At 53.6% G+C, this 24,212-nt stretch carries 32 protein-coding genes; 26 read left to right on the top strand and 6 right to left on the bottom strand.

Going from position 1 to position 24,212, the window contains the following annotated elements; genetic code table 11:
* Positions 1-27: 27 nt before the first annotated feature.
* Positions 28-930, top strand: a complete 903-nt coding sequence (locus ACR3ZL_RS25160) for a glycosyltransferase family 2 protein (protein ID WP_473650346.1) — start codon at positions 28-30, stop codon at positions 928-930.
* A gap of 3 nt (positions 931-933) precedes the next feature.
* Here ACR3ZL_RS25160 and ACR3ZL_RS25155 read toward each other — a convergent pair whose 3' ends face one another.
* The 5 genes from ACR3ZL_RS25155 to ACR3ZL_RS25135 all read right to left on the bottom strand — a co-directional run bounded on the left by ACR3ZL_RS25155 (position 934) and on the right by ACR3ZL_RS25135 (position 7,178).
* Complete coding sequence (locus tag ACR3ZL_RS25155; RefSeq protein ID WP_473650347.1) at positions 934-2,463, bottom strand: MlaD family protein; 1,530 nt, start codon at positions 2,461-2,463, stop codon at positions 934-936.
* 33 nt (positions 2,464-2,496) lie between these two features.
* Positions 2,497-3,495 (bottom strand): ABC transporter ATP-binding protein, encoded by a 999-nt coding sequence (locus ACR3ZL_RS25150; protein WP_473650348.1) that lies wholly within the window; start codon positions 3,493-3,495, stop codon positions 2,497-2,499.
* Positions 3,495-4,346, bottom strand: coding sequence for an MlaE family ABC transporter permease (locus ACR3ZL_RS25145; RefSeq protein WP_473650349.1), 852 nt, complete (start codon positions 4,344-4,346; stop codon positions 3,495-3,497). The genes ACR3ZL_RS25150 and ACR3ZL_RS25145 overlap by 1 nt, the downstream gene beginning before the upstream one ends.
* A 557-nt stretch (positions 4,347-4,903) precedes the next feature.
* Positions 4,904-5,368: an FHA domain-containing protein gene (locus ACR3ZL_RS25140; protein WP_473650350.1), complete on the bottom strand. Its 465-nt coding sequence runs from the start codon at positions 5,366-5,368 to the stop codon at positions 4,904-4,906.
* A 271-nt stretch (positions 5,369-5,639) separates the two neighbouring features.
* Positions 5,640-7,178 (bottom strand): HEAT repeat domain-containing protein, encoded by a 1,539-nt coding sequence (locus ACR3ZL_RS25135; protein ID WP_473650351.1) that lies wholly within the window; start codon positions 7,176-7,178, stop codon positions 5,640-5,642.
* A gap of 225 nt (positions 7,179-7,403) precedes the next feature.
* Here ACR3ZL_RS25135 and ACR3ZL_RS25130 point away from each other — a divergent pair, with 225 nt between their 5' ends.
* From ACR3ZL_RS25130 to ACR3ZL_RS25010, 25 genes are all read left to right on the top strand, one after another.
* Entirely contained in the window at positions 7,404-8,228 is an 825-nt protein-coding gene (locus tag ACR3ZL_RS25130) for a (Fe-S)-binding protein (RefSeq protein ID WP_473650352.1), read from the top strand.
* Positions 8,229-8,234: 6 nt separating this feature from the next.
* Positions 8,235-9,623: a lactate utilization protein B gene (locus ACR3ZL_RS25125; RefSeq protein ID WP_473650353.1), complete on the top strand. Its 1,389-nt coding sequence runs from the start codon at positions 8,235-8,237 to the stop codon at positions 9,621-9,623.
* A gap of 93 nt (positions 9,624-9,716) precedes the next feature.
* The gene (locus ACR3ZL_RS25120) at positions 9,717-10,346 is read left to right on the top strand and encodes a LutC/YkgG family protein (RefSeq protein ID WP_473650354.1); all 630 of its coding nucleotides are present in this window, start codon (positions 9,717-9,719) and stop codon (positions 10,344-10,346) included.
* 171 nt (positions 10,347-10,517) lie between these two features.
* Complete coding sequence (rpsJ, locus tag ACR3ZL_RS25115) at positions 10,518-10,844, top strand: 30S ribosomal protein S10 (RefSeq protein ID WP_083905006.1); 327 nt, start codon at positions 10,518-10,520, stop codon at positions 10,842-10,844.
* A gap of 354 nt (positions 10,845-11,198) precedes the next feature.
* The gene (gene rplC / locus ACR3ZL_RS25110) at positions 11,199-11,849 is read left to right on the top strand and encodes a 50S ribosomal protein L3 (RefSeq protein WP_473653457.1); all 651 of its coding nucleotides are present in this window, start codon (positions 11,199-11,201) and stop codon (positions 11,847-11,849) included.
* A gap of 11 nt (positions 11,850-11,860) precedes the next feature.
* On the top strand, positions 11,861-12,529 hold the full coding sequence (gene rplD, locus ACR3ZL_RS25105) for a 50S ribosomal protein L4 (RefSeq protein WP_473650355.1): 669 nt from the start codon (positions 11,861-11,863) through the stop codon (positions 12,527-12,529).
* Positions 12,530-12,543: 14 nt separating this feature from the next.
* Complete coding sequence (rplW, locus tag ACR3ZL_RS25100; RefSeq protein ID WP_473650356.1) at positions 12,544-12,867, top strand: 50S ribosomal protein L23; 324 nt, start codon at positions 12,544-12,546, stop codon at positions 12,865-12,867.
* Between the two features lie 80 nt (positions 12,868-12,947).
* Entirely contained in the window at positions 12,948-13,808 is an 861-nt protein-coding gene (gene rplB / locus ACR3ZL_RS25095; RefSeq protein ID WP_473650357.1) for a 50S ribosomal protein L2, read from the top strand.
* A gap of 5 nt (positions 13,809-13,813) precedes the next feature.
* On the top strand, positions 13,814-14,083 hold the full coding sequence (gene rpsS / locus ACR3ZL_RS25090; protein ID WP_283431958.1) for a 30S ribosomal protein S19: 270 nt from the start codon (positions 13,814-13,816) through the stop codon (positions 14,081-14,083).
* 16 nt (positions 14,084-14,099) lie between these two features.
* Positions 14,100-14,459 carry a 50S ribosomal protein L22 gene (gene rplV / locus ACR3ZL_RS25085; RefSeq protein ID WP_473650358.1) on the top strand — a complete coding sequence of 120 codons (360 nt, stop codon included), beginning with the start codon at positions 14,100-14,102 and terminating at the stop codon, positions 14,457-14,459.
* Between the two features lie 39 nt (positions 14,460-14,498).
* Positions 14,499-15,209 (top strand): 30S ribosomal protein S3, encoded by a 711-nt coding sequence (rpsC, locus tag ACR3ZL_RS25080; RefSeq protein WP_283431956.1) that lies wholly within the window; start codon positions 14,499-14,501, stop codon positions 15,207-15,209.
* Positions 15,148-15,564, top strand: coding sequence for a 50S ribosomal protein L16 (rplP, locus tag ACR3ZL_RS25075; protein WP_283431955.1), 417 nt, complete (start codon positions 15,148-15,150; stop codon positions 15,562-15,564). Before rpsC ends, rplP begins: the two co-directional genes overlap by 62 nt.
* A 53-nt stretch (positions 15,565-15,617) precedes the next feature.
* Entirely contained in the window at positions 15,618-15,824 is a 207-nt protein-coding gene (gene rpmC, locus ACR3ZL_RS25070; RefSeq protein WP_473650359.1) for a 50S ribosomal protein L29, read from the top strand.
* A gap of 48 nt (positions 15,825-15,872) precedes the next feature.
* A complete protein-coding gene (gene rpsQ, locus ACR3ZL_RS25065; protein WP_473650360.1) occupies positions 15,873-16,232 on the top strand; it encodes a 30S ribosomal protein S17 in 360 nt (119 codons plus the stop codon).
* A gap of 77 nt (positions 16,233-16,309) precedes the next feature.
* A complete protein-coding gene (rplN, locus tag ACR3ZL_RS25060; protein WP_283431953.1) occupies positions 16,310-16,678 on the top strand; it encodes a 50S ribosomal protein L14 in 369 nt (122 codons plus the stop codon).
* Positions 16,679-16,780: 102 nt separating this feature from the next.
* Positions 16,781-17,128, top strand: a complete 348-nt coding sequence (rplX, locus tag ACR3ZL_RS25055; protein WP_473650361.1) for a 50S ribosomal protein L24 — start codon at positions 16,781-16,783, stop codon at positions 17,126-17,128.
* Positions 17,129-17,207: 79 nt separating this feature from the next.
* Entirely contained in the window at positions 17,208-17,783 is a 576-nt protein-coding gene (rplE, locus tag ACR3ZL_RS25050; protein ID WP_473650362.1) for a 50S ribosomal protein L5, read from the top strand.
* A gap of 78 nt (positions 17,784-17,861) precedes the next feature.
* Positions 17,862-18,047 carry a type Z 30S ribosomal protein S14 gene (locus tag ACR3ZL_RS25045; protein WP_146577559.1) on the top strand — a complete coding sequence of 62 codons (186 nt, stop codon included), beginning with the start codon at positions 17,862-17,864 and terminating at the stop codon, positions 18,045-18,047.
* Positions 18,048-18,078: 31 nt separating this feature from the next.
* Positions 18,079-18,474, top strand: a complete 396-nt coding sequence (gene rpsH, locus ACR3ZL_RS25040) for a 30S ribosomal protein S8 (protein ID WP_473650363.1) — start codon at positions 18,079-18,081, stop codon at positions 18,472-18,474.
* 83 nt (positions 18,475-18,557) lie between these two features.
* A complete protein-coding gene (rplF, locus tag ACR3ZL_RS25035; RefSeq protein WP_473650364.1) occupies positions 18,558-19,103 on the top strand; it encodes a 50S ribosomal protein L6 in 546 nt (181 codons plus the stop codon).
* 45 nt (positions 19,104-19,148) lie between these two features.
* Positions 19,149-19,517: a 50S ribosomal protein L18 gene (rplR, locus tag ACR3ZL_RS25030; RefSeq protein WP_473650365.1), complete on the top strand. Its 369-nt coding sequence runs from the start codon at positions 19,149-19,151 to the stop codon at positions 19,515-19,517.
* Between the two features lie 45 nt (positions 19,518-19,562).
* Complete coding sequence (rpsE, locus tag ACR3ZL_RS25025; protein WP_473650366.1) at positions 19,563-20,099, top strand: 30S ribosomal protein S5; 537 nt, start codon at positions 19,563-19,565, stop codon at positions 20,097-20,099.
* Between the two features lie 84 nt (positions 20,100-20,183).
* On the top strand, positions 20,184-20,675 hold the full coding sequence (gene rplO, locus ACR3ZL_RS25020; RefSeq protein WP_473650367.1) for a 50S ribosomal protein L15: 492 nt from the start codon (positions 20,184-20,186) through the stop codon (positions 20,673-20,675).
* A gap of 178 nt (positions 20,676-20,853) precedes the next feature.
* Complete coding sequence (gene secY / locus ACR3ZL_RS25015) at positions 20,854-22,248, top strand: preprotein translocase subunit SecY (RefSeq protein WP_473650368.1); 1,395 nt, start codon at positions 20,854-20,856, stop codon at positions 22,246-22,248.
* A gap of 68 nt (positions 22,249-22,316) precedes the next feature.
* A complete protein-coding gene (locus ACR3ZL_RS25010; protein WP_486173054.1) occupies positions 22,317-22,901 on the top strand; it encodes an adenylate kinase in 585 nt (194 codons plus the stop codon).
* Here ACR3ZL_RS25010 and ACR3ZL_RS25005 read toward each other — a convergent pair.
* Positions 22,898-24,073 (bottom strand): XylR family transcriptional regulator, encoded by a 1,176-nt coding sequence (locus ACR3ZL_RS25005; RefSeq protein ID WP_473650370.1) that lies wholly within the window; start codon positions 24,071-24,073, stop codon positions 22,898-22,900. The genes ACR3ZL_RS25010 and ACR3ZL_RS25005 overlap by 4 nt on opposite strands.
* Positions 24,074-24,212 lie beyond the last annotated feature (139 nt).

The following is a 24,212-nucleotide window of genomic DNA, read 5'->3' as shown; positions in this document are numbered from 1 at the left end:
GCATCAAAGCTAGACTGGTTTGTACCAATGAGCGAACCTGTCGAGCCGAGTGTGTGCATGAATCCGCAAAGTGATTGTCCGAGTCCTGTTCCCCTGCAACGGAACAAGTTCGATGCATCCTATGTTGCTCAAGTTACGCAGTGGCTCGGTGCAGATGCTTGTCGACGCTTAGCGATTTACGCTTTGCCCGATGCTTTTCGATTGACGGTCATTGTGCCGGTCTATAACGAATGCGATACGGTTCAAGATGTCATCGCAAAGTTGCGAGACACGGGATTACCGCTTGAGATTATCTTGGTGGATGACGGTTCGGACGATGGTTCATCCGAAGTGCTTTCGAAGATGCTGTTAAGCGACGTGTCCGCACGTAGCGAGTCCACCGATGGATCGGTTGCTGGTGATGTGCAGTTGCTAAAGCACGATGTAAACCAAGGCAAGGGAGCTGCGATACGCACCGGTGTTGCTGCCGCCAGCGGTGATGTGATCGTGATTCAGGATGCCGATAGCGAATACAACCCAGATGATTTGCGAGGCCTTCTGCAGCCGTTGGTCGAGGGTTCCGCGGACGTGGTCTACGGCACTCGCTACGGTCACTGCGATAGGCAGTTGTCGCCGTGGTGGCATCAAGCGGTTAACGCGTTAATCACGATGCTAGCGAGTATCGCGATTGGTCCACGTCTGAGTGATGTGGAGACTTGTTACAAGATGGCTCGAGCGGAGCACTTCAAAGCGGTCTTGCCGGATCTAAAAGAAGACCGCTTTGGAATTGAAATCGAATTGACCGCACGATTTGCACGCATGGGATTGCGTTTCACCGAACGGCCCATTCGTTATCAGCATCGTTGGTACGACGAGGGCAAGAAGATCACTTGGAAGGATGGTGTCGCCGCGTTGTACTGCATCGCGAAGTATGGTTTCTTCAAACGCTAGCGACTATTTCAATCCAGCGCCGGTGGGACGTTTGCCCAGTGCACCGCGAACGCCCAGTTGACGTGGGTCGCGAGCAATCTTGTCGGTGAAGACGCGAACGTCGTCTAGAATGGGACGGACACGAGCGGTTGCCGCTTCGATGTTTTCAAGCGTGCGTCGGAACTCGTAATAAAGTTCATCGTCTTCGAGCAATCGTTTTAGTGTGCCGTCGCTGTTGTTCAGTGTCTCGCCAAAGGTGTCGATTTGTATCAACGCGTTGTCGACATTGGCTAGGCTGCGAAGCACTGATTCAACCAGTTCTCCACTATGTTGACCAATCGGTTCGGTGATCGCTTCGATGTTTTTTGCGGTCGCTTGAAAACTACGAAGAGTGTCGCCGGCGGTATCTTTCAATTCGGTTAGAGCTGCCTCGGCAACGTCGCCGACCTGTTCAAATTGTTCGCCGACTTCGGCGAAGTTATCGAAGGTGCGTTGAGTCGTCTTCAGCGTAGCGGTGGCTTCGTCGAGCACACCTGGCAATCGTGTAACGGTGTCGTTGATGCTTTGACGGACTTGTTCGTTGCCAAGGATTGAACGCGCGTCACGGATTGCTCCCTGCAATTCTTGAAGGGTTTCGATAGCTTCCTCTTGAAGATCAACAAGTGTGACTCTTTTGTTCGGTACCGCAGTTGCTGGTGGTCGAAAGCCACCTTGGTTTTGATACGCGGCGGTTTGCGCAATCAATCCTAAGCCGTGCGACGAACCCATAGCGACGGCTTGTTGTACTTGGGAAGCGGCTGCGGGTGTTTTCACCCAGCTTGGTGCTGGCGGCATCGCTAGATTGCCACGCATGTATGGATGAGTACGCAGCGGTTGCCATGAGACGAGTTGTCGGGTCGGTAGGTTGGCGTTTCCAGTTGGGTGCGTTGGCCAAGAGGTTTGGTTGGGGTATGCCGGCGGAGGCCCTTCGAGTCCGATCACGCCGCGAACGTCGCGTACGAGACCTTGGATGCTGTCGCCGATGTTTTGGACGGCGTCCCCTGCCCCGCGGATGCTCTTGAAGGTGGATCGTAATTCGTCCTCCATGCCAAAGAGCAACGAGAACGGGTCTTCCAGCTTTTGTCCGTAAGCGAAATATTCGCCGTCGCTGTATGCACGTTCGATCATGTCTTGGTCGGACTCGAACAGCACTTTCAATTCGCGCGGTTCAGCCTTGCGAAACTCAAGTTTTGAATCACCCGTGATCAGCGAGCCAATGCCGATCTGCGGGATGTAGTGATGCGACATGGTGTGTTCGGAACTCATGGCCAGCATCAATAGCACGCCGCCTTCATCCTGCAACTGAATATCGCTGACGCGACCGATCTTTACGCCGTCACGAAGGACGGGGGTGTTCGTGTTAATTCCTTCGGCCGAAGGGAAGTACACATTCAGTGTGTACTCGCGACTTAAGATTGCCGGAAAGGCTCCGAACAGAAACGTTAGGATCACACCGATACCAATCGCTGCGATGACCAATACGCCCACGCCAAATCGTAGTTTGCTATCGTCCATGGTAATTTTGTCGTTGGGATAGGTGGGTGATCGTTAAGCGGAAGCCATGGTTAACTCGCGAAGGCGGTCACCCGCCTCGCCGCGAACGAATTGGCGAACACGGCGGTCGTCAGCGTGTTCAAGTTGGCTGGGAGGCCCGTCGAAAAGAATTTGGGAGTCTTCAGGTTGAAGCATTCGTCGTGGATAAAACATCATCACGCGGTCAGCAACTTTACGTGCGGTGTGCATGTCGTGGGTGACCACGACGCTGGTGACCGGATAGAGTCGCCGGGTATGTAGGATCAGTTCGTTGATCACGTCGCTCATGATCGGGTCTAGCCCGGTCGTCGGTTCGTCGTAGACGATTAGTTCAGGCTTTAAGACCAGTGCGCGTGCGAGTCCAACTCGCTTTTGCATCCCGCCCGAGATCTCCGCTGGGAACTTGCGTGCGATGTCGTCGGTGAGGCCGACTTCATGCAAGTGTTGTCGAACTCGGTCACTGACTTCGGACTCGGATGTATTCGGTTCGTTTTGGCGGATGGGGAAGGCGACGTTGTCAAAAATGTTCATGCTGTCAAACAGTGCAGCGTGTTGAAACACGAAGCCAAATCGACGACGAATTTGAGCCAAGTCTTTGGGCGATAGTTGATTCAGGTCTTCGCCATCAAACTTCACTTGCCCGTTGGTGGGTTTGAGTAACGCTACCAGCGTTTTCATGAATACTGTTTTGCCGCAACCACTTTCGCCAATGATCGCAACGGTTTGGCCTCTTTGAATCGTTCGGTTGATGCCTGCCAGAATCGGTTGTTCAGAGAACGTGACATCAAGGTTGATCACCTCGATGAGAGGGCTGCCGCCATTGGGTTGAGGAAGAGCTGCTTTGCCGTTGTCTGAGAGATCCGAAGCGTTCGCATCATCGGCAGATGCGTGGCTGGACGAATTCTCCGCATGCGAGGATTGGTCCATCGAATCACGCACGGAATCATCGTTGGATGATGAAGCCGCTGTGGATGCTGGCTCGATCGGCGAGGTTGGGTCGTTGGGATCGTGCATTAGAACAACGTCGTCCCTTCGGGGTAGATCATGAAGTAGATCGAATCCAAAACGATGTTCAGGAACAGATCGATCGCGAGAATCATGACGAAGGAGTAAACGAAGGCTGCGGTTGCTGCTCGCCCAACGCCTTCGGCTCCTGGTTGGCAGTTGAAGCCGCGATAGCAACTGACCACAGCGATGATGCCGCCGAAGAAAAAGCTTTTGAAGATGCCGCTAAACAGATCAAAGCCGACGACGCCTTCACGTGAATGATGGAGGTACGCAGCACGGTCGATCCCCAGGATGATGACGCTGTAAAAATAGCCGCCGACGATTCCCATGAAGTCGGCCATGATCGTTAAAGCGGGAATCAGCAATAGGCATGCCAAGAAGCGTGGAACAACCAGATAATGAATTGGGTCGGCGCCCATGGTTGTAAGTGCATCGATTTGTTCGGTCACTCGCATCGTTCCGAGGACCGCAGCCATCGCACCGCCGACTCGTCCGGCCAGCATGGTGGCGGCCAGCACAGGGCCGAGTTCGCGGACCAGGGATGTGTTGATGACAACGCCCAGACGGCTTTCCAGGCCGATCGCTTGGAACTGGTAATAGCTTTGGACAGCGAGCACCATTCCAATGAATGTGCCAGTCAGTGCTACGACAGGAAGGCTCAGAACACCGACCTGATAGAAGTTCACCATCAGCGTGCCGCGACGCGGCAATCGTGTGAACATCCACACGAGCATTTGCCAGAAGAAGTAGGCTAGGTCACCGATCGACGCGATGCCATCGACAACCGCCGATCCCCACTGCATGATCCAGCGGTTGAGCGGTGTTGGCATCTTCAGTGAGCGTAGATCGCCCGACATGAAACGGCCTTTGTGTGAATGGCGAGGGTGGAGCGAAGAGGTTCGTAAGCTGAAATCAGCTTGGCGGCTGTACGCATGGGCCGGCTAATGCCAGGGGACCAGCAGTTGAGCTTCCGATTCGCTCTTGGATAACTTCCGGTGTGGATTGGGACCGCGCGGAACGCGGTCGACGCGATGACATTTCACGCTAGAAGTTTTATCGGCCAAGGATCATGGGCGGGTTAGTTAAACTTTGCCGATTTCGCTGACCTTGCCGTGGGCCACGATGAACACTCTCGTGTCCCAGTCCCTGCTTCAGCCGGTGCCGATTATTGGCCGCAAGAAAACCAGCATCCCAGGCTAAGCCGACCCAGCGGGTGTTGGGTTTAGTAGACACAAGCGGCCGGTTCCGAATCCCGCCCACGTTGAGGCTGAGATAAGTGGTGCACGCCTTGGTCATCGGTTGTTTGGGCCGCAGTCCTACGCTCCGACGCTAACTCAACCCGTCAATCGTGATTGAAAATCGGCCGAGAGATTCGGCCGATTGGGATGTTTGGGGCGTCTCGCAAAGCGATCGCTTACGACTTGGGTGAGCGATTGAAGAGGCCGCGTTTATTGTCCCGTTTGGTAAGCCCGGCCCGGTCCATCAGCGAAGTCTTCATAACTTCTTCAATATAGTCATCGTCGGCGGGAGGTGGCCCGAACGCGCCCAGCAATTGTGGGTCGTATTCCATCACGTAATCATGTCTCGCGATGGTCACTCGGCTTTTAGGGTCAATGCGTTTCCGCATTACGGCGCGGCCATCGACTTTGGTGCCGTTTCGGCTGTTGAGATCCCGGATAAACCAGTACCCGTGTTCCAGACTGAGTTTGCAGTGTTGGCTGGACACGTTGGGGAAATCCAAGCAAATATCGCAGTGCTTGCGGCGGCCGATCAGCAATTTGTCTTTAATCAGCGGGATCGGGTCACCACCACCGGTGGGGGTCAGTTGTCCAAATGCGCCGGCGAAGGAAGCTTCTTCTTCGCTTTCTAGATCGCTCATGGGATGTTCTGCGTGCTGGGGGGCTTTGATAACGTGGACAAAACACCATTTTAGCGCCGACCGATTGAAACTCCAGCTTCAAAACAGACGGGGGGTGAGTTTTGCGTGTTTTTTTGCTGACTTGCCCGTGTTTTCCCACCCCGACACCTCGGAGCCCCGTTTGAGGGCTCGGATCGCCTCGTTGTCAGCAGATGCCAGCTAGCTCGTGACCGATTTCGGCGACGACTGCGAGATTGGCCGCTGTCGCTTCCGCTATCCTTTGCCGGATCGGCTATCGCAGGTCTAAGATGCGGCGAATGCGTGTGGCGACGTGTGAGTCGTCTTCGCGAGAAAGCCGTTGCCGAAGTCGTTCTAGGATCGCGGGATCTTGATTGGACGCGACGCTGGAAGCGAGCGTGGACGCCACGTGGAGGCGAACTTGGCGGTCTGGGTCATCTAGCAGCATGGATAGCCAAGGACCCGCGTTAAGCTGGCTCGAATGGACTAACGAATCGATCAGGCGAATTCGCCCTTTACCGTCGGTCGTGGCGATTGCGGTCGCCATCTCGAGTTGTGGATCGGAAAAACCGCGTTGAACAAGTTCCGCACGTGCTTGGCTGGCGATCATGGCATCAGGGTTCGCTAGGTGACGAATGACGGTTTCGTCGTCCAGCACCGCGAGTGGCGACTCGGAAAGATGCGTTGCCATTTGGATGGTCGAATCGGTTGGTCGCCGAGCCGCAACAATGCGTGGGCTGGGTTGTGCGTGCGTGCTTTGAGGTGATGGCTCCACCTTTGCCAGCGGAACGGTGACGCCTTGCGGTAGCGATTGCAGTCGACGTGGCGTGGTCGCAGTGACTTTGTCGTTCGGCGTCGCGGAGTTAAGTTCGATTTGCGGCGTTTGCTTGGTGCCTGAGCCCACGATTTGAGCCGTGGTGGAACCCTGAGTTGTCGTCGAATTTGGGGCCAGGTTGGTCGCTGGCGGTGGCCAATCGGTCCAGCCAGCACGACTTTGAAGTGGCGAATTGGCTGGTTGATCAGGAACGCTGCGTTGGGTGGCCTTCGCTAGAATGCGAGGTTGAGGCTGGGGAGCATTTGAGTCGAGATGGTTAAGCAGCTTTTGTGCGTTGCTGACCAAGATATTAGCCCGGTCTAACGGCCCGTCTTCGGGAAGCGACTTATCGGAAAATTCCAACAGGGTTTGCCGAATCAACTCGCGACCCCGAGCGAGATGCTGGGGAGTCAATTGCTGGGCGTCGGTTGTCTTGGCGGTGCTGTAGGTGCGGTGAATCGCTTGCAGCAATCGATCGTGGGCGGTCATTGCCGCTTCGCGTTTGAGCGTCGTCCAGTCGTTCTGCATTCTTTGCAGCAGGACAAAAGCCGATTCCGACACGTCATCGGCCGGATCAATCAATCGCTGGGTCAGCGGTTCGATGGCGGCGTTGCCAAAGCTTGCGATTTGGACCAGTCGAGATTGTTTGCCTGCCGGATCCAATTGATCGAGATCGGAAACCAATCGGTGCAGAAGATACTGTTTGCCGAAAAAGACGCCTGCGAGCAAGACAGCAGTCACGGCGATAGTGGCCAGCAGCGTCTTGATTCCTCGCCACAGCTTGGCTCCGGTGGAGGCTTCTGGCTTGGCGAGAGCTAGTGAGAACGGGTTGGGCGTTGCGGGATCCCAGACGCTTGAATTGCTTGCCGTTTGGTTGCTATGCGTGGGATGAGGGTCAGCGAACGAGGTTTGTGTCGGCGCGGATTGTCCCGAAAGCGACCTGGCGTCTTCGGCGGCCGCGTGGGAGTTGCTGTAGTGTGGAGCTTGATGCGAGGGCATGCGGCGGATTGTGCCGTTGAGGGTACTCGGGCAACAAGATCAATTGCGGTGGATTGATTCGCGGCTCTCGGGATGTCGCTTGTTTGAATGCCATTGCCAGAAATTGTGGCCTGATGCCTGAATGAACCCTCTCGGCTTAGCCGATCAGATATAATTTGCCCAGCTTGTCATTGGTTTGCGTTTGACCTTGGTGCGTTTTGCTTTCTGTTTGCTCGTCTCAAATAAATGAATGTTGCGTTATTTGTCCCCTGCTATATCGACCAGTTCTTTCCGGACGTGGCGGTCTCAACGCTCGAGTTGCTTGAGCGTCAGGGGGTAAAGGTTCATTTTCCAGAGAGCCAGACCTGTTGTGGCCAGCCGATGGCGAACACGGGATGCGAAGCTGACACGGCCCCCGTCGCTCGCCAATTTGTTGAGTTGTTCTCCGGTTACGATGCGGTGGTGTGTCCGTCAGGAAGTTGCACATCCATGATCCGAAATCACTACGGCCAGTTCTTTTCGGCGGATGACACGAAGTTCACTCGACTTCGAGATTCAACATTTGAGTTGTGCGAATTCTTGGTAGATCGGCTTGGCGTTCGTAAGGTTGATAGCCATTTCAATCATCGCGTCAGCATTCACGCTAGCTGTCACGGGTTGCGGGAATTGCGGCTTGCCCAGTGCAGCGAGCAGATGGTTCCTCGCGAAAATAAGCTGCGTCTGCTGCTGGAATCGCTGCATGGAATCGAGGTTTTGCCGACCACTCGCGAAGACGAATGTTGCGGTTTTGGAGGCACGTTTGCGGTTGCCGAACGGGAAACGAGCGTCGCTATGGGGGGCGATCGCGTTCAGGACCATCTAAATACAGGCAGCGAGGTCATGGTGGCTGGTGACATGAGTTGTTTGATGCACATGCAGGGCATCATTCGGCGGCGGAAGTTGCCGCTGCAGGTCATGCACATTGCCGAAGTTTTAGCCGGCCGGCCCGTTCGATCGGTCTCGGTAAACAAGCGTGCTCAAGCCGCCCCAGCTAATTGCCAAACCGACTCCACTCGTTCCTCGCAGCACTAGGCTGATATGTCTTCCGTTTTGCCTATTGTCGATCATCCTCAGGCCGCACGTGACTTCGTTAACAACGAAGAACGCTCGCATTGGCACGACGATTCGTTGTGGTTTGTACGCAGCAAGCGGGACCGCCAGGCGCAGAGCCTTCCGGAGTGGGAGTACCTGCGGGAACAGGCTTCCGCCATTAAGAAGCACACGATTGCGAGGTTGCCGGACTATTTGCAAGCGTTTGAGGCGAATGCGACGCGGCTAGGGGCGGTGGTTCATTGGGCTCGCGATGCGGCGGAGCATAACCGGATCGTGTTGGGGATTCTGCAGCAAAACGACACGCTGCGGATCGTCAAAAGTAAGTCCATGCTGACCGAAGAATGTCACCTCAACGAATATTTGATCGAACACGGAATTGAGGTCGTTGACACTGATTTGGGCGAGCGGATTGTTCAATTGCGGGAAGAAGCTCCCAGCCACATTGTGCTGCCGGCGATTCACATCAAGAAAGAGGAGGTTGGCGAGACATTCCATCAGCACCTGGGAACCCGCCAAGGAGAGTCCGATCCACAGGTGTTAACCGAAGCCGCGCGGGGGCATTTACGCAGCAAATTCCTGAAAGGAGAAGTGGGGATCACGGGGGTGAACTTCGCCATAGCGGAAACCGGCGGATTGGTGGTTTGTACCAACGAAGGCAATGCCGATCTTGGCGTTTCGCTGCCCCGAGTTCACATCGCATGCATGGGAATTGAAAAGCTGTTACCGCGGTTCGAAGACCTGGCGGTGTTTACGCGTTTGTTGGCGCGGAGTGCAACGGGGCAGCCAATTACGAGCTATACGTCGCATTTCCATGGTCCGCGTGATCAAGACAGTCAGCTGCACATTGTGTTGGTGGACAATGGGCGATCGGAGATACGTCAAAGCGACACGTTCCGCGATTCGCTGAACTGCATTCGGTGCGGCGCGTGCATGAACACGTGCCCTGTCTATCGGCGCAGTGGTGGCCATAGTTACCGAGCGACGGTTCCGGGGCCAATCGGCAGCATTCTTGGGCCCGCAAAAGATGCCAAGCGGCACAAGAGTCTGCCTTTCGCATGCACGTTGTGTGGCTCGTGCACGGATGTCTGTCCTGTCAAGATTCCGCTTCATCATCAATTGCTCGCCTGGCGGAAGGTGCTTGTTGGCAAGCGATTGGTTGCCTGGAGCAAACGAGCGGGGATGAAGGCGGCATCGTTGCTGTTTCGGCACCCTCGACTGTTCGCCAGTGCGGGATATGTAGGCCGAATGTCGTTGCGGTACCTACCCAAAGCGTTGACTCATAATCGGCTGAATGCTTGGGCGATCGACCGAGATTTGCCAGAGCCGCCGCGGCAAAGTTTTCGTGCTTGGTATGCCCAGAATCGCAAGGAATAGCTGCGTTATTCGCTTGAACGTTATCAACAAGAAGCTGCCGGCCATCGACCGATTGCTTGGCCACCATCCGCACTTATGTCAGTGAAGTATTGCATGTCTAGTCATCTCAATCAGTCGTCGCCGGCCCGGACCGATGGTCGGCAAGTGATTCTGGATCGACTGCAGGGGCGGCATGTTGATTCAGAAGAGCTTCCAGTTATCGACACGAGCCGTTTGGTGACTTTCGACGACCCGGTTGCGAAGTTTGAAGAATCGCTAAGGCTCGTTGGCGGTGATCCTCATCGAGTTGATTCGCCTCTGCAAATGCTGGAGGTTCTGCAGGGAATCGGTGTGTTCCAGAACGCCGCCCGCATTGCCTCGACTATTCCTGAAGCCGTCCAGTCGACAGTGGACTTAGTGGCGATCGAAGATCCGCATGCCTTAGCGTCTTTGGATTGGACAATCGTTAAAGGTGAGTTCGGTGTCGCTGAAAATGGTGCGATTTGGATCGACGGAGAAACGCTGCCGCACCGCGTCATGATCTTTATCGCCCAGTATTTGGCGATTGCGATATCTCGTCAGCAGATTGTTTCGCATATGCATGAAGCGTATGCCCGAATCGGCACACCGAAGGCTGGTTTTGGCGTGTTTGTTTCTGGTCCCAGCAAGACCGCCGACATTGAACAGTCGCTTGTGTTGGGGGCTCATGGCTGCCGAAAGCTGCAGGTTTTCCTGCTTCCGTGAACCTAGCTTGCCTGTTTGCTCCATTTTTGCGTGCCGAAATCGCAAAAACTTTCATCAAATGTTCAACAGCCGTTGACGCTCAAGAGGCTCGCCCCTACATTCTCGCCTCCCCGGACCAAATTGGTTGGTCATGGGTTGCCTTTTTATCATCGCTTGTAGTGGATTTCGAACGTGTCAACTGGTGCCAGTGAAGTCATTCGTATTCGTATGGAAGCATACGATCATGCCGTTCTGGATCAGAGTGCACGCGATATCGTCGATACGGTGAAGGCAACCGCGAGCATTGTTCACGGTCCGATCCCGTTGCCGACTCGCATTGAGCGGTACACGGTTTTGTCGAGTCCGTTTGTGAATAAGAAAGCTCGTCAGCAATTTGAGATCCGAACGCACAAGCGTTTGGTTGATATCGTCCAGGCCTCGGCCAAGACCATCGAAGCGTTGAATAAGCTCAGTCTTCCGGCTGGGGTTGATATTAAGATTAAGGCGTCCGCCCGCTGATCTTGTCTCCTGGGGTGTTTGTTGGTGGCTTGCTTTCGGCGAGTTAGCTAGCAGGGCTTCGGCTTGTTTGTCGAGTTGTGTCTTTGGTTGCTCGTGACGGTTGTAGTGCCGTTCGGGTAAATGTTGTTCGCGTCATGTAGTCGCGACGACACTATTGTTTTCACTTTGGAAGTCACGGTTTTCCGTATGGTCGGAAGCTGCGGCGATAGCAGGTTGGGTTTCTCGGTTTATTCGAGGGCTTCGATTTGGATCGTCGGGCAGTCCCGGAACTCCTAACGAATCGCGAATGGCCCGCTTCGAAAGCGGCGGGCAGGAATTGTAATGTTACCATCCATTTTAGGCCGAAAGATCGGGATGACTCAGGTCTTTCTCGAAGACGGAACTGCGGTTCCGGTCACGGTCGTTCAAGCTGGCCCTTGTCGCGTCCTGCAGGTTCGCAGTGCTGATCGCGATGGCTATGAAGCTGTTCAGTTAGGTTTCGAGGACAAGCCGCGTCGCTTGGCAAGTCGCAGTGAGCGAGGCCAAGTAGCGGTGATCGAAAGTAAGCGATCAAAGTCCCGTGCGGCTGCTGGTGTTGAGGCTCTGCCCAAGGCGGATTGTGAGCCACAGCGTTTTGTTCGTGAGTTTCGCGGGTCGGCTGACGCAACTGTTGGTGATGAGCTGACGGTCGAGCAATTTGCTGATGTCAAGAAGGTTGATGTCACCGGCGTTAGTAAGGGGCGTGGCTTCTCTGGTGTGATGAAGCGGCACAACTTTGCTGGTCAGCGTGCAACGCACGGTGTTAAGAAGTGTCACCGGCATGCTGGTGGTACGGGCATGAGTGCTTCGCCGAGTCGTGTGTTCAAGGGCAAGAAAATGCCTGGGCAGTACGGCAATGCTAAGGTGACAACCCGCAATCTTGAAGTTGTCAGTGTTGACACTGAAAACAACTTGTTGCTTGTGCGTGGTGCGGTTCCCGGCCCCAATGGTGGGTTCGTTTCTGTCCGTCAAACGAACAAGGTCTAAGGCTAGTACTAATGGCAACTCTTCCAGTACATGATGCGTCGGGAAAAGAGGTCGGCTCTTACGAGATCGACACGACGCAAATCGCTGATCGAATCAGCAAGCAGCTTCTTCACGATGTGATCGTGATGTATCAAGCTAACAAGCGTCAGGGTTCGCACAATTCGCGGACTCGTGGGCAAGTTAGCGGTAATAAGAAAAAGATGTACCGCCAGAAAGGTACGGGTAATGCCCGTGCTGGTGGGAAGCGTACCAACGTTCGCCGCGGCGGTGGTGTTGCACGAACGATTAAGCCTCGTGACTACAGCTACCGGCATCCTCGGAAGGCTGTGAAGTTGGCGACTCGCATGGCGATTCGTTCGCGGATCGACGACGGCGAAGTGGTGGTTATCGACCAGTTTGGTTTGGATGCACCGAAGACAAGCCAGATGGCAACGGTTCTGAAGAACCTTGGTCTTGAAGGCGTGACGACTTTGGTTGCTACAGGCGGCGAAGACGCAGTTGTTTACAAGAGCGGTCGTAATATCGCTGGTGTGACAGTTGAGCCGGTTCGTCAGTTGAATGCGTTGACGCTTTTGACTCCGAAGAAGGTCGTCTTCACGAAAGATGCCCTTGATAAGATCAAGGACGGCACGTTCGCGGCCGGTTCTGCAAGCGTTGAATCAGAGGAGGCCGCCGCTTAAGGCGTTTGAAAATCATGGCACATATCCTTCCACCCGCACCTGTCGAGCGAGCTGTTAAGCTTGAGCCTCACCAGGTTTTGTTGAAGCCGCTTGTCACCGAAAAGGGTGTTCATCGTGCTTCCCGGAATAATCAGTATGCGTTTCAGATTCATCGCGATGCGACGAAGTTGGACGTAAAGAAGGCAGTTCAAGAGCTGTTTGATGTCAAGGTGACTAAGGTTCGCACGCAGACCCGCAAGGGGAAGACTCGGCGATTCCGTCACAAGGTTGGTCGTACGAGTGACTGGAAGAAAGCGATCGTGTCGCTCCAGGAAGATCATCGCATCGATTTCTTTTAGTAAGTGATTGCCGGCTGCATGTTGCGGCCGGTAATTGAAAACACACACACTGCACAAGCTAACTGTAAAAAGCAGAGTCAATGGGCATCCGAATTTACAAGCCGACTAGCGCTGGACGACGTAATGCGTCTGTCAGTGACTTCAAGGATCTGACGAAGGGCTATAAGCCTGAGCGATCTTTGTTGCGTCCCAAGCGTAAGACGGGCGGTCGAAACAACCAAGGTAAGATCACTTCGCGTCACCGTGGTGGTGGTCACAAGCAGATGTACCGTGTAATCGACTTCCGTCGAGTTAAAGACGGTATCGATGCAATCGTCGAATCGGTTCAGTACGATCCGAACCGCTCGGCACGTATTGCTTTGTTGAAGTACGCCGACGGCGAAAAGCTGTACGTGATCGCACCGGCCGGTGTGAAGGCAGGCGATCGTTTGCAAAATGGTGCCGATGCAGCTCCGAATGTTGGGAACTGTCTTCCGCTTAAGAATATTCCTCTGGGTACCTCGGTTTGCTGCATTGAAATGCGTGCCGGTCGTGGTGCTGTGATGTGTCGCAGTGCTGGTACGCAAGCAACTTTGCAAGCTCGCGAAGCAGACTGGGCTCAGTTGTTGTTACCCAGTGGCGAAGTTCGCCGGGTGCCGAGTGCTTGTCGTGCAACCGTTGGCCAAGTTGGTAACAGCGATCACATGAACGTTCGGTTGGGTAAGGCTGGCCGAGCACGTTGGCTTGGTCGTCGTCCACACGTTCGTGGTACTGCGATGAACCCGGTCGATCACCCGCACGGTGGTGGTGAAGGTCGTACAAAGGGTGGTCGTCACCCAGTTAGCCCATCGGGCAAGAGTGCCAAGGGTGGTGCTACTCGTCAGAAGCGTAAGCCAAGTAACTCATCGATCGTTCGTCGGCGTAAGAGTCGTCGTTATGGTCAATTGAAACTTCATAAGTAGGTCCCATGAGTCGTAGCAGCAAAAAGGGTCCCTACGTCGACCCCAAGTTATTTTTCAAGGTCCAAAAAGCCGCCGAGACTGGTTCTAGTGAGCCAATCAAAACCTGGGCACGATCGTGTACGATCGTTCCTGAGTTCGTCAACGTGACTTTTATGGTTCACAACGGTCGTCAGCACCTGAAGGTGTTGGTTACCGAAGACATGGTCGGGCACAAGCTCGGCGAGTTCTCGCCAACACGGACTTTCCGTGGGCACGGCGGCAAAGGCAAGCGTTAAGCAGGAGTTTCCAACCATGTCTCAGTTCACCGCATTTCATAAAAACGCTCGAATCAGTGCACAAAAAGTGCGATTGGTCGCTAACTTGGTCCGTGGCATGTACGCCGACGAGGCACTTGATACTTTGAAGTATCAGCCTCAGCGTGGTGCTCGGATGCTCGAGAAGGTGATCAAGAGCGCTGTCGGCAACGCTCAGGATCCTGACCAAAATAACGGTCACGGGTTTAAGATCGAAGAGTTGGTTCTTACCGACGTTCGAGTCGATGGCGGCCCAATGTTCAAGCGAATTCGTCCGCGTGCTCGTGGTATGGCGTTCATGATTAAGAAACGCTCTAGTCACATCCGCGTCGGCCTCACCCACATCGACGAAGTTTAGTAGTCCTCACCACTCAGTCCTCAGCACTCAGTATTTACTATGGGTCAAAAAGTCAATCCGATCGCGTTTCGATTAGGCGTTACCCGCGGCTGGTCTAGTCGCTGGTATGCATCGAAGCAAGATTACGCGGCGTTGCTGGTCGAAGACAAAAAGATTCGGGATTTCATTACCAAGAATCCCAAGAAAGCATCGTACAAGAGTGCCGGTATTGACCGGATCGAGATCGAACGAACACGCGACGAAGTTCGGGTGTTGTTGTTCGTAGCTCGTCCCGGTCTGATCATCGGCAAGAAGGGTCAAGAAATCGAGATTCTGCAAGCTGAGCTTCAGAACCTGGTTGGCCGACGTATTAACCTCAAAGTCGAAGAAGTTGGACGCCCTGAGTTGCAAGCTCAGTTGGTTTCCGAGGACATCGCGCAGCAATTAGCGAAGCGTTCCAGCTTCCGCCGAACGATGAAACGTTCGTTGGAACAAACGATGGATGCCGGTGCTAAGGGCATTAAGATTCAGATGGCTGGACGGCTCGGTGGAGCTGAGATGGCACGACGAGAAAAGCAAAGTGCGGGCTCAATTCCATTGAGCACGTTACAAGCAAAGATTGATTACGGCTTCACCGAAGCGATGACGCCACAGGGGCACATCGGGATTCAGGTGTGGATTAACCAAGGTACTTACGGAGACGACAACGATGGCGCTGATGCCCAAACGGGTCAAGCATCGAAAAAGCCAAAGAGGTCGTATAAAAGGTAACGCGACTCGCGGTAATACGGTCGTCTTTGGAGATTTCGGTATCCAGTCACTGGATGCGGGATGGATCAAGGCAACGACGATCGAAGCCGGCCGGATCGCAGCCCAGCAATACGTTCGTGGCGAAGGCAAGCTTTATATCCGAATCTTTCCCGACAAGTCCGTGACCAGCACTCCGCTGGAAACTCGGATGGGTAAAGGTAAGGGTGAGCCTGACTTCTGGGCCGCAACCGTCAAGCCGGGCACCATTTTATACGAACTTGGTGGCGTAACTGAGCAACAAGCTAAGGTTTGTTTCGCACGGTTAGCTAGCAAGATGCCTGTTAAGGTTCGATTTGTCGCACGACGCCCTGCTTAGGTGCGGCGTGCGGATCGACTTCGATTCAATATTCCCTTTCGTATGTTTGACTGATGACTTCACTGACCGAACTCCGCGAAATGAGCGACGAGCAGCTCGAAGCGACCTGTAAAGAGGCCGCAGAGACTCTGTTTCGCCTTCGTTTCCAGTCGCAATCCGAGCGGCTTAATACGCCCAGCGAAATGCGAAAGAATCGTCGTTTGATCGCTCGAATCAAGACTCTTCAGACTCAACGCGAGCAAGCCGCTTCGGCTAGCTAGTGTTGCAGTTCACTTTACAATACACCACTTCCATTTTTCCGAAACGTCATGCCTAAACGCGTCGTAGCCGGAGTCGTTACCAGCGACAAGATGAACAAGACGCGCCGCGTCGAGATCAATCGCGTGGTCAAGCACCCCAAGTACAAGAAATACATCCGTCGCCGTACGGTTTGTCACGTCCATGACGAGGCAAACGAGTCGGGGATTGGTGACAAGGTTGAGATCATCGAATCCGAACCGCTTAGCAAACTAAAACGCTGGCGTTTGGTTCGAGTGCTTGAGAAAAGTACTGCGGTCGACGTGGTTGCTTTGCGTGCGGCTCGTAAAGAGGCGCTCAACGCGGCTGAAACCGAAACACTGGAAGCGGCTCACGCCGGCGAAACCGCCAGCAACGAAGAGAACGCTTAGTGGTCTTCGGTCACAACCAAAGCTGGTTGTGATTGAGCTGGCCCTTGATAACTAATTTTTGTCGTTGAAGTAAACCAATGATCCAACAAGAATCTCGCCTCGATGTGGCGGACAACACCGGTGCTCGTCAAGTGATGTGCATCAAGGTGCTCGGGGGAAGTCGTCGGCGTTTCGCCACCGTCGGAGACGTGATCGTCTGCAGCGTCAAAAGCGTCATCCCGGGCAGCGAAGTTAAAAAGAAGTCGGTTGTACGAGCGGTAATCGTTCGTACCAAGCAACCAACGCGACGTCCAGACGGAAGTTACATTCGTTTTGATTCCAACGCCGTTGTGTTGGTCGACAAAGACAAGAACCCTCGTGGTACTCGGATCTTTGGTGCCGTGGCTCGTGAGCTTCGCGAACAGAAGTTTACGAAGATCGTCAGCCTCGCTAATGAAGTTGTTTGATCAAGCCATCGGCTATGGGTGTTGAGCCTTTAGCTGTAGAATTCCGACGCGTAGAATCCCGGTTGGCCCTCCGCTAATCACCATAAGTCAGAAGTTAGTGTTATGAAATTTCGAATTGACGATGAAGTCATCGTGATCGCCGGAGCTGACAAGGGTCACCGCGGCAAGATCATCAAGATCGACCGAGATGCGAACAAGGTTATTGTCGAAGGTGCTGGCCGAGTTTGGAAGCACGTTCGCCAAAGCCAAAAGAACCCTCAAGGCGGTCGCCTGAATAAAGAAATGCCCATCAGCGCTAGCAACGTCATGTTGGCAGACCCTGGTGACGGCAAGCCTACACGAATTGGCACACGCTACTTGGCTGACGGCAGCAAAGAGCGTTTTGCGAAGAAGAGCGGAACGACTATCAGCCAGATCTCGCCTGCCAAGGCAAGCCGAGCTGCCAAGTAGTCCGGTGCTTAATGGGTCGCCGCACATTCCGGTGATCGCTTTCCTCTCCATACTAAACTAACACGGCACGTTGCCAATCATGTCCACACACACTCCACGACTGCAAGCTCGATATCAAGAGTCGATCCGTTCGGCACTGACCGAGCAATTCGGTTACAAGAATCCGCATCAAGTCCCTGCTCTTCAGAAAATTTCGTTGAACATGGGTGTCGGTGCGGCAGTCGGCGACAAAAAGGTTTTGGATCTTGCAATCGATGCAATGACCCAAATCACCGGCCAGAAGCCAGTGATCACGTTGGCTCGGAAATCAGTTGCTGGTTTCCGTTTGCGTGAAGGCATGCCGATCGGTTGTATGGTGACTCTGCGTCGTCAAATGATGTTCGAGTTTCTCGACCGTTTGATCTCGGTTGTCCTTCCTCGTGTTCGTGACTTTCGTGGTATTAGCCGAACTGCTTTTGACGGCAACGGCAACTACACATTGGGTTTGACCGAGCAATTGGTTTTCCCCGAACTGAACCCCGACAAATTCACTCGCCCGCAGGGGATGAACATTAGCTTCGTCACCTCGGCGCAAACTAACGACGAGGCTCGTGCCTTGTTGACTGAATTCGGCATGCCTTTCAAGGCAGCTAAAGAAAAAGCGGGTGCCGCGTAAGCGTCGCTCATTTAATTCATCACCGTATCGTTTCCCAGATGGGCCTAAAAGCCCGCTCCGTCCACCGCAGGTCCTTTCGTGGCAAGCAAGTCCAAAATCGCCAAGGCGAGTCGAACGCCAAAGTTTTCCACACGGAAAGAAAATCGTTGCAACTATTGTGGTCGCCCTCGATCGGTCTATCGCAAGTTCGGTTTGTGCCGAATCTGTTTCCGTCTTAACGCGAACGCTGGGTTAATCCCCGGAGTTCGTAAGGCCAGTTGGTGATTTTGGAAATTAATAAAGGGAACCCCCAACTATGATGACTGACCCAATTGCCGACATGCTTACCCGAATCCGTAACGCGGTTCGTGTTGAGCGGCCATTCGTTGACATCCCAGCAAGTCGCGTTAAACGCGGCGTAGCCGACGTTTTGAAGCGTGAAGGCTTCATCTGGGATTGGAAAGAAGAAGAGACCGAGCCGGTGAAGACGCTTCGTTTGGAGCTGAAGTATGGCCCCAATGGCGAACGCGTTATTCAGACGATTAAACGAATCAGCAAGCCTGGTCGTCGTCTGTATTCTCGCAGCAAAGAGCTGAAGCCTGTTTTAGGTGGTCTCGGTATTCGTATTATTAGCACATCCAAGGGTGTGGTAAGTGACCGCGAAGCTCGCCGCGACAAGATCGGCGGCGAAGTGCTCTGCGAAGTCTCCTGATCCTAAGATTTATTCGTTGCCGAGGTGTTGAAGCCTCGGTTTACACCACCCCCGTTCACTCTGTTCCATTTAGCAAGTTAGCCATGAGCCGCATCGGTAAAAAGCCCGTAGCGATTCCCGCCGGCGTGACTGTGTCGTTGAACGACCGCACGATCGATGTGGAAGGCCCCAAAGGCAAGTTGTCGTTTACACATCGTCCTGAAGTTAGCGTTGAAATCAACGAAGACGGTAAGGAAGCGAATGTGTCACGCGATGGCGATCATCGTTCTGCACGTGAATTACATGGTCTGACTCGCGCTGTTCTCGCGAACATGATTGTCGGTGTCACCGAGGGATACGAAAAGAAGCTCGAAATCGTCGGTGTGGGTTACCTCGCTGCGATCAATGGTGACACGCTTCAACTACGCGTTGGTTATGCCAACGAACTTCATCGAAAGATTCCTGCGGAATTGACCGTCACCTGCCCCGATCAAACTCATGTGGTTGTTCAGGGATGCGATAAGCAAATGGTTGGCCAGTTCGCAGCGGAGATTCGTTCGCTACGTAAGCCAGAGCCTTACAAGGGCAAGGGCGTTCGCTACCAGGGCGAATACGTCAAGATCAAGCCTGGTAAGTCAGCAACCAAGTAAACAGCTAAGCTGTAAGCCTTTAGCGAATAGACACAAGTCAGAGTTATGGACAAGAATAAGAAAATTCAAAGCAAGCGTTTACGTCGCCGACGTAGCGTTCGAAACAAACTACGCGGTGATGCTGGCCAGCCTCGGTTGTGCATTCATCGTTCGTTGAAGCACTTCGCTTGCCAAGTCGTCGATGACGAGGCTGGTAAGACTTTGGTCAGTGCTAGCACACGTGACAAACAAGTCCGTGACCAAGTAAAGCATGGTGGCAACTGTGACGCTGCTGCTTTGGTTGGTAAGCTTGTCGCTGAAAAGGCTGCTGAAGCTGGCGTTACCACCGCTCAACTTGATCGTGGTCACAACAAGTATCACGGCCGCGTTAAAGCTTTTGCAGACGCAGCACGTGAAGCTGGCCTGAAGTTTTAATTCCAACACATCCCCTGCATTTCCTCCCGCAGATAAGACGTAGTTATGAGTAACGGTCGCAACAAACGCAACAACAAGAACAACGAAGAAGGCCTAGCCGATGGCCTGCTCGATCGTGTTGTGAAGATCAAACGATGTGCCGCCGTGGTTAAAGGTGGCCGTCGGTTCAGCTTCGCCGCGATGGTTGTGGTTGGCAACGGTAACGGTCAGGTCGGCTGGGGTTACGGTAAAGCTAACGAAGTTCCGCCAAGTGTTCAGAAGGCACAAAAGCAGGCTTCACGCAGCATGATCCACGTTCCTTTGGTTGATGGATCGATTCCACACCAAGTCTGGGGTCACTTTGGTGCTGCTAAGGTTTTGCTGATTCCTGCTGGTGCTGGTACGGGTATCATTGCCGGTCAAGCGGTGCGTGCTGTTTGCGAAGCATGCGGTATCCACGACATCCTGACTAAGTCGTACGGAACCAACAATCCTGTCACCTTGGTCAAGGCAACTCTGGATGCCATGAGCAAGCTGCGTACTCGCGAGCAAATCGCTGCTCTGCGTGGGTTGAACGCCGAAGACCTGGTCGAAACTCACTGATCTGGGCTTCTGCTCACCCGGTCGACCCTAGTTTGGGTCCCGGCTGCTGATACATTGAAAACCGAAATCTGAAAATTATCTGTCATGCAACTTAACGAAGTCCATCGCGGGATTACAAAACACCGCAAACGTAAACGCATCGGTCGTGGTGTTGGTAGTGGCACCGGTAAGACTTCCGGTCGTGGCCATAAGGGACATAAGAGCCGTAGTGGTTACAGTCGCAAGCCTAACTTCCAAGGCGGTGCGATGCCCATGTTCCGCCGAATCCCAAAGCGTGGATTCAACAACAAGTTTGCTGTTGAAGTATTCGCCGTTAACGTGAGTCGCTTGTGCGAAGCGTTCAACGATGGCGACACCGTGACACTGGAAGCACTGGCTGCCAAGAATCTCGCTAAGGGAACCTTCGACGAAGTCAAGATCCTTGGTGATGGCGAAATCACAAAGAAGCTGACTGTCCAAGGTCATCGCTTCAGCAAGTCGGCTGAAGAAAAGATCACCGCGGCTGGCGGAACGGTTGAAAAGTTGGCTGCCAAACGCACGCCGGCCGAACGCGTTGCCGCTCTTAAGAGCAGCTAGAATGGATTCCACGCGTAGCGTGATCCATCAACGAACACACGCCGAGGCGTGACTTCCAACTAGAACAGGCCGTTAAGCCTGTTCTTTTTTTGTTTCCCTCTCGTGGTCAATCGGTCAGCCCGCTAAACTTTCCGAAATTACCACCGTTAACTTTTACTGATCGACGACGGACTGATCGATGTTGGAAAAACTCCGAGTCATATTCTCGATACCTGAGCTGCGCAAGAAGGTCATGTTGACGATCGGCTTGCTTGCGGTGTACCGGATCGGATTTCACATTCCGTTGCCGATGATTGCGACGAACCTTGAGAACGCAGCCGGCAGTGGTGCCGCTGACTTCTTCGAAAGGGTTAGTGTTTTCGCAGCGTCGGATCTTCGCCAAGCGACGATCTTCGGTCTTGGTATCATGCCATATATTTCGGCCTCGATCATCTTCCAGTTGCTCGGAAGCGTCTATAAGCCGCTCGAAGAGTTGAAGAAGGAAGGTGAAGCAGGCCGTAAAAAGCTAAACGAGTACACGCGATACCTCACCGTGGTTATCTGCCTGGTACAGAGTTACATGTACTTGAAGTTCATGCTGATGTCCGGAGGCGGCGGTCAAAGCAATATCAACCCGAACTTCATGAACGCCGATCAAGAGCTTTATTTTGGCTGGCAGATTGTTGCCGTTCTGGTCATGACCACGGGAACCGTGTTCTTGATGTGGTTGGGTGAACAAATCGACGAATACGGTATCGGCAACGGGATCAGCTTGCTGATTATGGCAGGGATCCTGGCCCAAATGCCCAAGGCTCTCTATGAGTTGGTGCTGGGCATGAAACCTGAATTGACTGGATTGGCGAAAGGACAGGTTGGGATTGAAACGCTTATCATCCTGGTAGTGCTCTTTGTCGTCGTGGTGTTCGGGGTGGTGTTTATCACGCTCGGTCAACGGAAGATTCCAACTCAATCAGCAAAGTTCACTCGTGGCCGCCGCGTCTACGGCGGAACACGTCAACACCTTCCACTGCGTATCAACCAAGCCGGTGTGATGCCCATCATTTTCGCTAGTAGCTTGTTGATGATTCCTGGTGTGTTCTTCGGATTCTTGGCTGGGTATTTCCCTTCCGATGGATCGTTGTTCCGCGGATTGAACTTGGTAAGTTTGACGATGAGTGATCAGTCGTCCTACTTCTTCAACTTGTTGTACGTCGCGTTGATCTTCTTCTTCTGCTATTTCTGGACGGCGATTACGTTCAACCCTAAAGAAATGAGCGACAACCTGAAGGAAAGCGGCACGTTCATTCCTGGCTATCGTCCCGGGCGTCGTACTACCGACTACCTTGAAAAGGTCATGGTTCGAATCACGTATGTTGGTGCTGCATTCCTTGGCTTGATCGCGATCGTTCCGACGATTGTTTACGGTTCGCTGGGCGTGCCTTATTCGATCGCTGGTTTCTATGGCGGTACCGGTTTGCTGATTGCGGTTAGCGTGGCGTTTGATTTGGTGCAGAAGATTGATAGTCACTTGGTCATGCGAAACTACCGTGGTTTGCTTGAAGGTGCTGGTGGCGGAACTTCACCGGTCGTCTAATAGCGACGTCATCTGGATAGCCCAAACTCAACGAGGGAGGGCTCGGTTTTGGCCGAGCCTTACATGGTTTGAGAATTGTCTTCATTGGCCCGCCGGGCTCGGGTAAGGGTACGCAATGTGTCTTGTTGGGACGGCGTCTGAACGTCCCTCACATCAGCACTGGCGAGATGCTGCGTTGCCTTAGCGGTGAATCCGGTCAGATGGTCCACTCGCGGATCGATCGCGGCCATTTTGCGCCCGACGACTTTATGCTCCCGCTAATGCAGGAGCGTTTAGCGAACGCGGATTGCGAAACCGGATATCTGCTTGATGGGTTTCCACGAACGATGGTCCAGGCCAAAGCGTTCGACGTCGCTCTACGGGAACAACGTCAGAAGCTAGACCGAGTGATTCATTTGGAAGTAAGTTCGGATGTTTTGGTGGACCGATTAGCGGAGCGTCAACGGACGGGAAATCGTCTGGATGACTCCGAGCAGTTCGTTCGAGAGCGGTTTGATATTTACCAAGAGCGAACTGCCCCGCTGTTGAATCACTATCGCATTCAGGGGCTTGTCAGTGATGTCGATGGTATTGGTGAAGTCGATGTGGTGTTCGATCGAATCGTTGCTTCGTTGGATGCGAATGGTTCCTTTGACCAGCCCAGGCTGAGCTAGGTAGTTGCGTTGGCGATGCTGCCTTTTGTACGTCGATGGGCACCTGGTGTAACTCCATAATGATCGCGAAATACTTTGATGAAGTACCAGGCCTCATTGAACCCACAGCGATGTGCGATTGATTCAATTGTGCTGTCGGTTGTGTCAAGTAGTCGCTTGCTGGTTTCCATTTGTAGACGCAATATTTCTTGTTTGGGAGTGCGTCCGACGATTTGTTTGAACCTTCGGTTCAGTACCGAACGTGACAAGGCTACCTGTCGTTCGACATCAGAGACGGTCAATTGATTGCAGGCGTTTTCGCGGATGAAGCGTAATGTCTTTGCGATTTCTTGATCATCGCAAGCGACCACGTCCGTGGAATGCCGTTCGACGACACCGATGGCTTCAAACAGAACTGGGGCGTTGTGTGTGACTTCACCATTCATGATTCGGTCCAAGAACGCTGCAGCGGCATAGCCAATTCGTTTCGCATCGACGTCGACACTTGACAACGGAGGAACCGACAATTGGCAAAGGAACTCGTCGTTGTCGACGGCAATCACCGCAACTTGGTCAGGCACATCGAGTTCGGCGCGACGGCAAGCATCGAGCACTTGTTGTCCTCGGTCATCGTGGCAGCACATCACGCCGATTGGCTTGGGGAGTTCGGCTAACCACTTTGAAAGATTGAGTTGGCGTCGCGTCCAGTCCTTCTGTTTGGGAACGGTCGGGTTCGCAAACACATGGCAACGATAGCCGGAGTCTTGCACTAGGCGTTCAAAGGCGGCTTGGCGTTGGTCATCGTAGATGTGATGTCCGGTCGGTTCACCCACAAACGCAAACTCAGTCACTCCACGTGAAGCGAGATGTTCGTACGCAGCGTTGGCGACACTGTTATTGTCGATCCCAAAAGGTGGGTAGCCCAATGGTTTTGCCCCACCGCGAAGGTCAATCATCGGCAGTCCAATTTTCTTTAGCTTCTTTGCCTCAGTGGTGTCAGTAACGCGAGCGAGTATTCCGTCGCCGTCCCAGGTTTTCAGCCATTCGGGGATTGGTTGACCGAGATCTTGTTGTTGGAAGTAGATGGACCAGCTTGGATTTTCACTGTTGAACTCGGCAACGCCGCGAAGCAACGCGCGGCCGTACTCTCGGGAGGTCTCGATTAGCACGGCGACTTGGCGGGTCGGTTTCATCGGAAATCTCGCATGGAGGAGAATCGTATCGCCATTCAGTTTATCAGGGCGACCTAAAAGTTGTGTCGAAAAAACAGTTTCTTGTTTGTTTGCTCCTGGGATATGGGCGATGATGTAGCCAAGCTTGGGTCGGACAACC

The organism is Rhodopirellula sp. J20-39, assembly GCF_057365095.1.
The sequence above is the reverse complement of the archived record's forward strand: the minus strand, read 5'-3'. Positions and strand labels throughout refer to the sequence as shown.

Coding starts and splice junctions, on each gene's coding strand:
- ACR3ZL_RS25160 (WP_473650346.1), top strand. CDS start 28: ATGAGCGAACCTGTCGAGCCGAGTGTGTGCATGAATCCGCAAAGTGAT.
- ACR3ZL_RS25155 (WP_473650347.1), bottom strand. CDS start 2,463: ATGGACGATAGCAAACTACGATTTGGCGTGGGCGTATTGGTCATCGCA.
- ACR3ZL_RS25150 (WP_473650348.1), bottom strand. CDS start 3,495: ATGCACGATCCCAACGACCCAACCTCGCCGATCGAGCCAGCATCCACA.
- ACR3ZL_RS25145 (WP_473650349.1), bottom strand. CDS start 4,346: ATGTCGGGCGATCTACGCTCACTGAAGATGCCAACACCGCTCAACCGC.
- ACR3ZL_RS25140 (WP_473650350.1), bottom strand. CDS start 5,368: ATGAGCGATCTAGAAAGCGAAGAAGAAGCTTCCTTCGCCGGCGCATTT.
- ACR3ZL_RS25135 (WP_473650351.1), bottom strand. CDS start 7,178: ATGCCCTCGCATCAAGCTCCACACTACAGCAACTCCCACGCGGCCGCC.
- ACR3ZL_RS25130 (WP_473650352.1), top strand. CDS start 7,404: ATGAATGTTGCGTTATTTGTCCCCTGCTATATCGACCAGTTCTTTCCG.
- ACR3ZL_RS25125 (WP_473650353.1), top strand. CDS start 8,235: ATGTCTTCCGTTTTGCCTATTGTCGATCATCCTCAGGCCGCACGTGAC.
- ACR3ZL_RS25120 (WP_473650354.1), top strand. CDS start 9,717: ATGTCTAGTCATCTCAATCAGTCGTCGCCGGCCCGGACCGATGGTCGG.
- rplC (WP_473653457.1), top strand. CDS start 11,199: ATGACTCAGGTCTTTCTCGAAGACGGAACTGCGGTTCCGGTCACGGTC.
- rplD (WP_473650355.1), top strand. CDS start 11,861: ATGGCAACTCTTCCAGTACATGATGCGTCGGGAAAAGAGGTCGGCTCT.
- rplW (WP_473650356.1), top strand. CDS start 12,544: ATGGCACATATCCTTCCACCCGCACCTGTCGAGCGAGCTGTTAAGCTT.
- rplB (WP_473650357.1), top strand. CDS start 12,948: ATGGGCATCCGAATTTACAAGCCGACTAGCGCTGGACGACGTAATGCG.
- rpsS (WP_283431958.1), top strand. CDS start 13,814: ATGAGTCGTAGCAGCAAAAAGGGTCCCTACGTCGACCCCAAGTTATTT.
- rplV (WP_473650358.1), top strand. CDS start 14,100: ATGTCTCAGTTCACCGCATTTCATAAAAACGCTCGAATCAGTGCACAA.
- rpsC (WP_283431956.1), top strand. CDS start 14,499: ATGGGTCAAAAAGTCAATCCGATCGCGTTTCGATTAGGCGTTACCCGC.
- rplP (WP_283431955.1), top strand. CDS start 15,148: ATGGCGCTGATGCCCAAACGGGTCAAGCATCGAAAAAGCCAAAGAGGT.
- rpmC (WP_473650359.1), top strand. CDS start 15,618: ATGACTTCACTGACCGAACTCCGCGAAATGAGCGACGAGCAGCTCGAA.
- rpsQ (WP_473650360.1), top strand. CDS start 15,873: ATGCCTAAACGCGTCGTAGCCGGAGTCGTTACCAGCGACAAGATGAAC.
- rplN (WP_283431953.1), top strand. CDS start 16,310: ATGATCCAACAAGAATCTCGCCTCGATGTGGCGGACAACACCGGTGCT.
- rplX (WP_473650361.1), top strand. CDS start 16,781: ATGAAATTTCGAATTGACGATGAAGTCATCGTGATCGCCGGAGCTGAC.
- rplE (WP_473650362.1), top strand. CDS start 17,208: ATGTCCACACACACTCCACGACTGCAAGCTCGATATCAAGAGTCGATC.
- rpsH (WP_473650363.1), top strand. CDS start 18,079: ATGATGACTGACCCAATTGCCGACATGCTTACCCGAATCCGTAACGCG.
- rplF (WP_473650364.1), top strand. CDS start 18,558: ATGAGCCGCATCGGTAAAAAGCCCGTAGCGATTCCCGCCGGCGTGACT.
- rplR (WP_473650365.1), top strand. CDS start 19,149: ATGGACAAGAATAAGAAAATTCAAAGCAAGCGTTTACGTCGCCGACGT.
- rpsE (WP_473650366.1), top strand. CDS start 19,563: ATGAGTAACGGTCGCAACAAACGCAACAACAAGAACAACGAAGAAGGC.
- rplO (WP_473650367.1), top strand. CDS start 20,184: ATGCAACTTAACGAAGTCCATCGCGGGATTACAAAACACCGCAAACGT.
- secY (WP_473650368.1), top strand. CDS start 20,854: ATGTTGGAAAAACTCCGAGTCATATTCTCGATACCTGAGCTGCGCAAG.
- ACR3ZL_RS25005 (WP_473650370.1), bottom strand. CDS start 24,073: ATGAAACCGACCCGCCAAGTCGCCGTGCTAATCGAGACCTCCCGAGAG.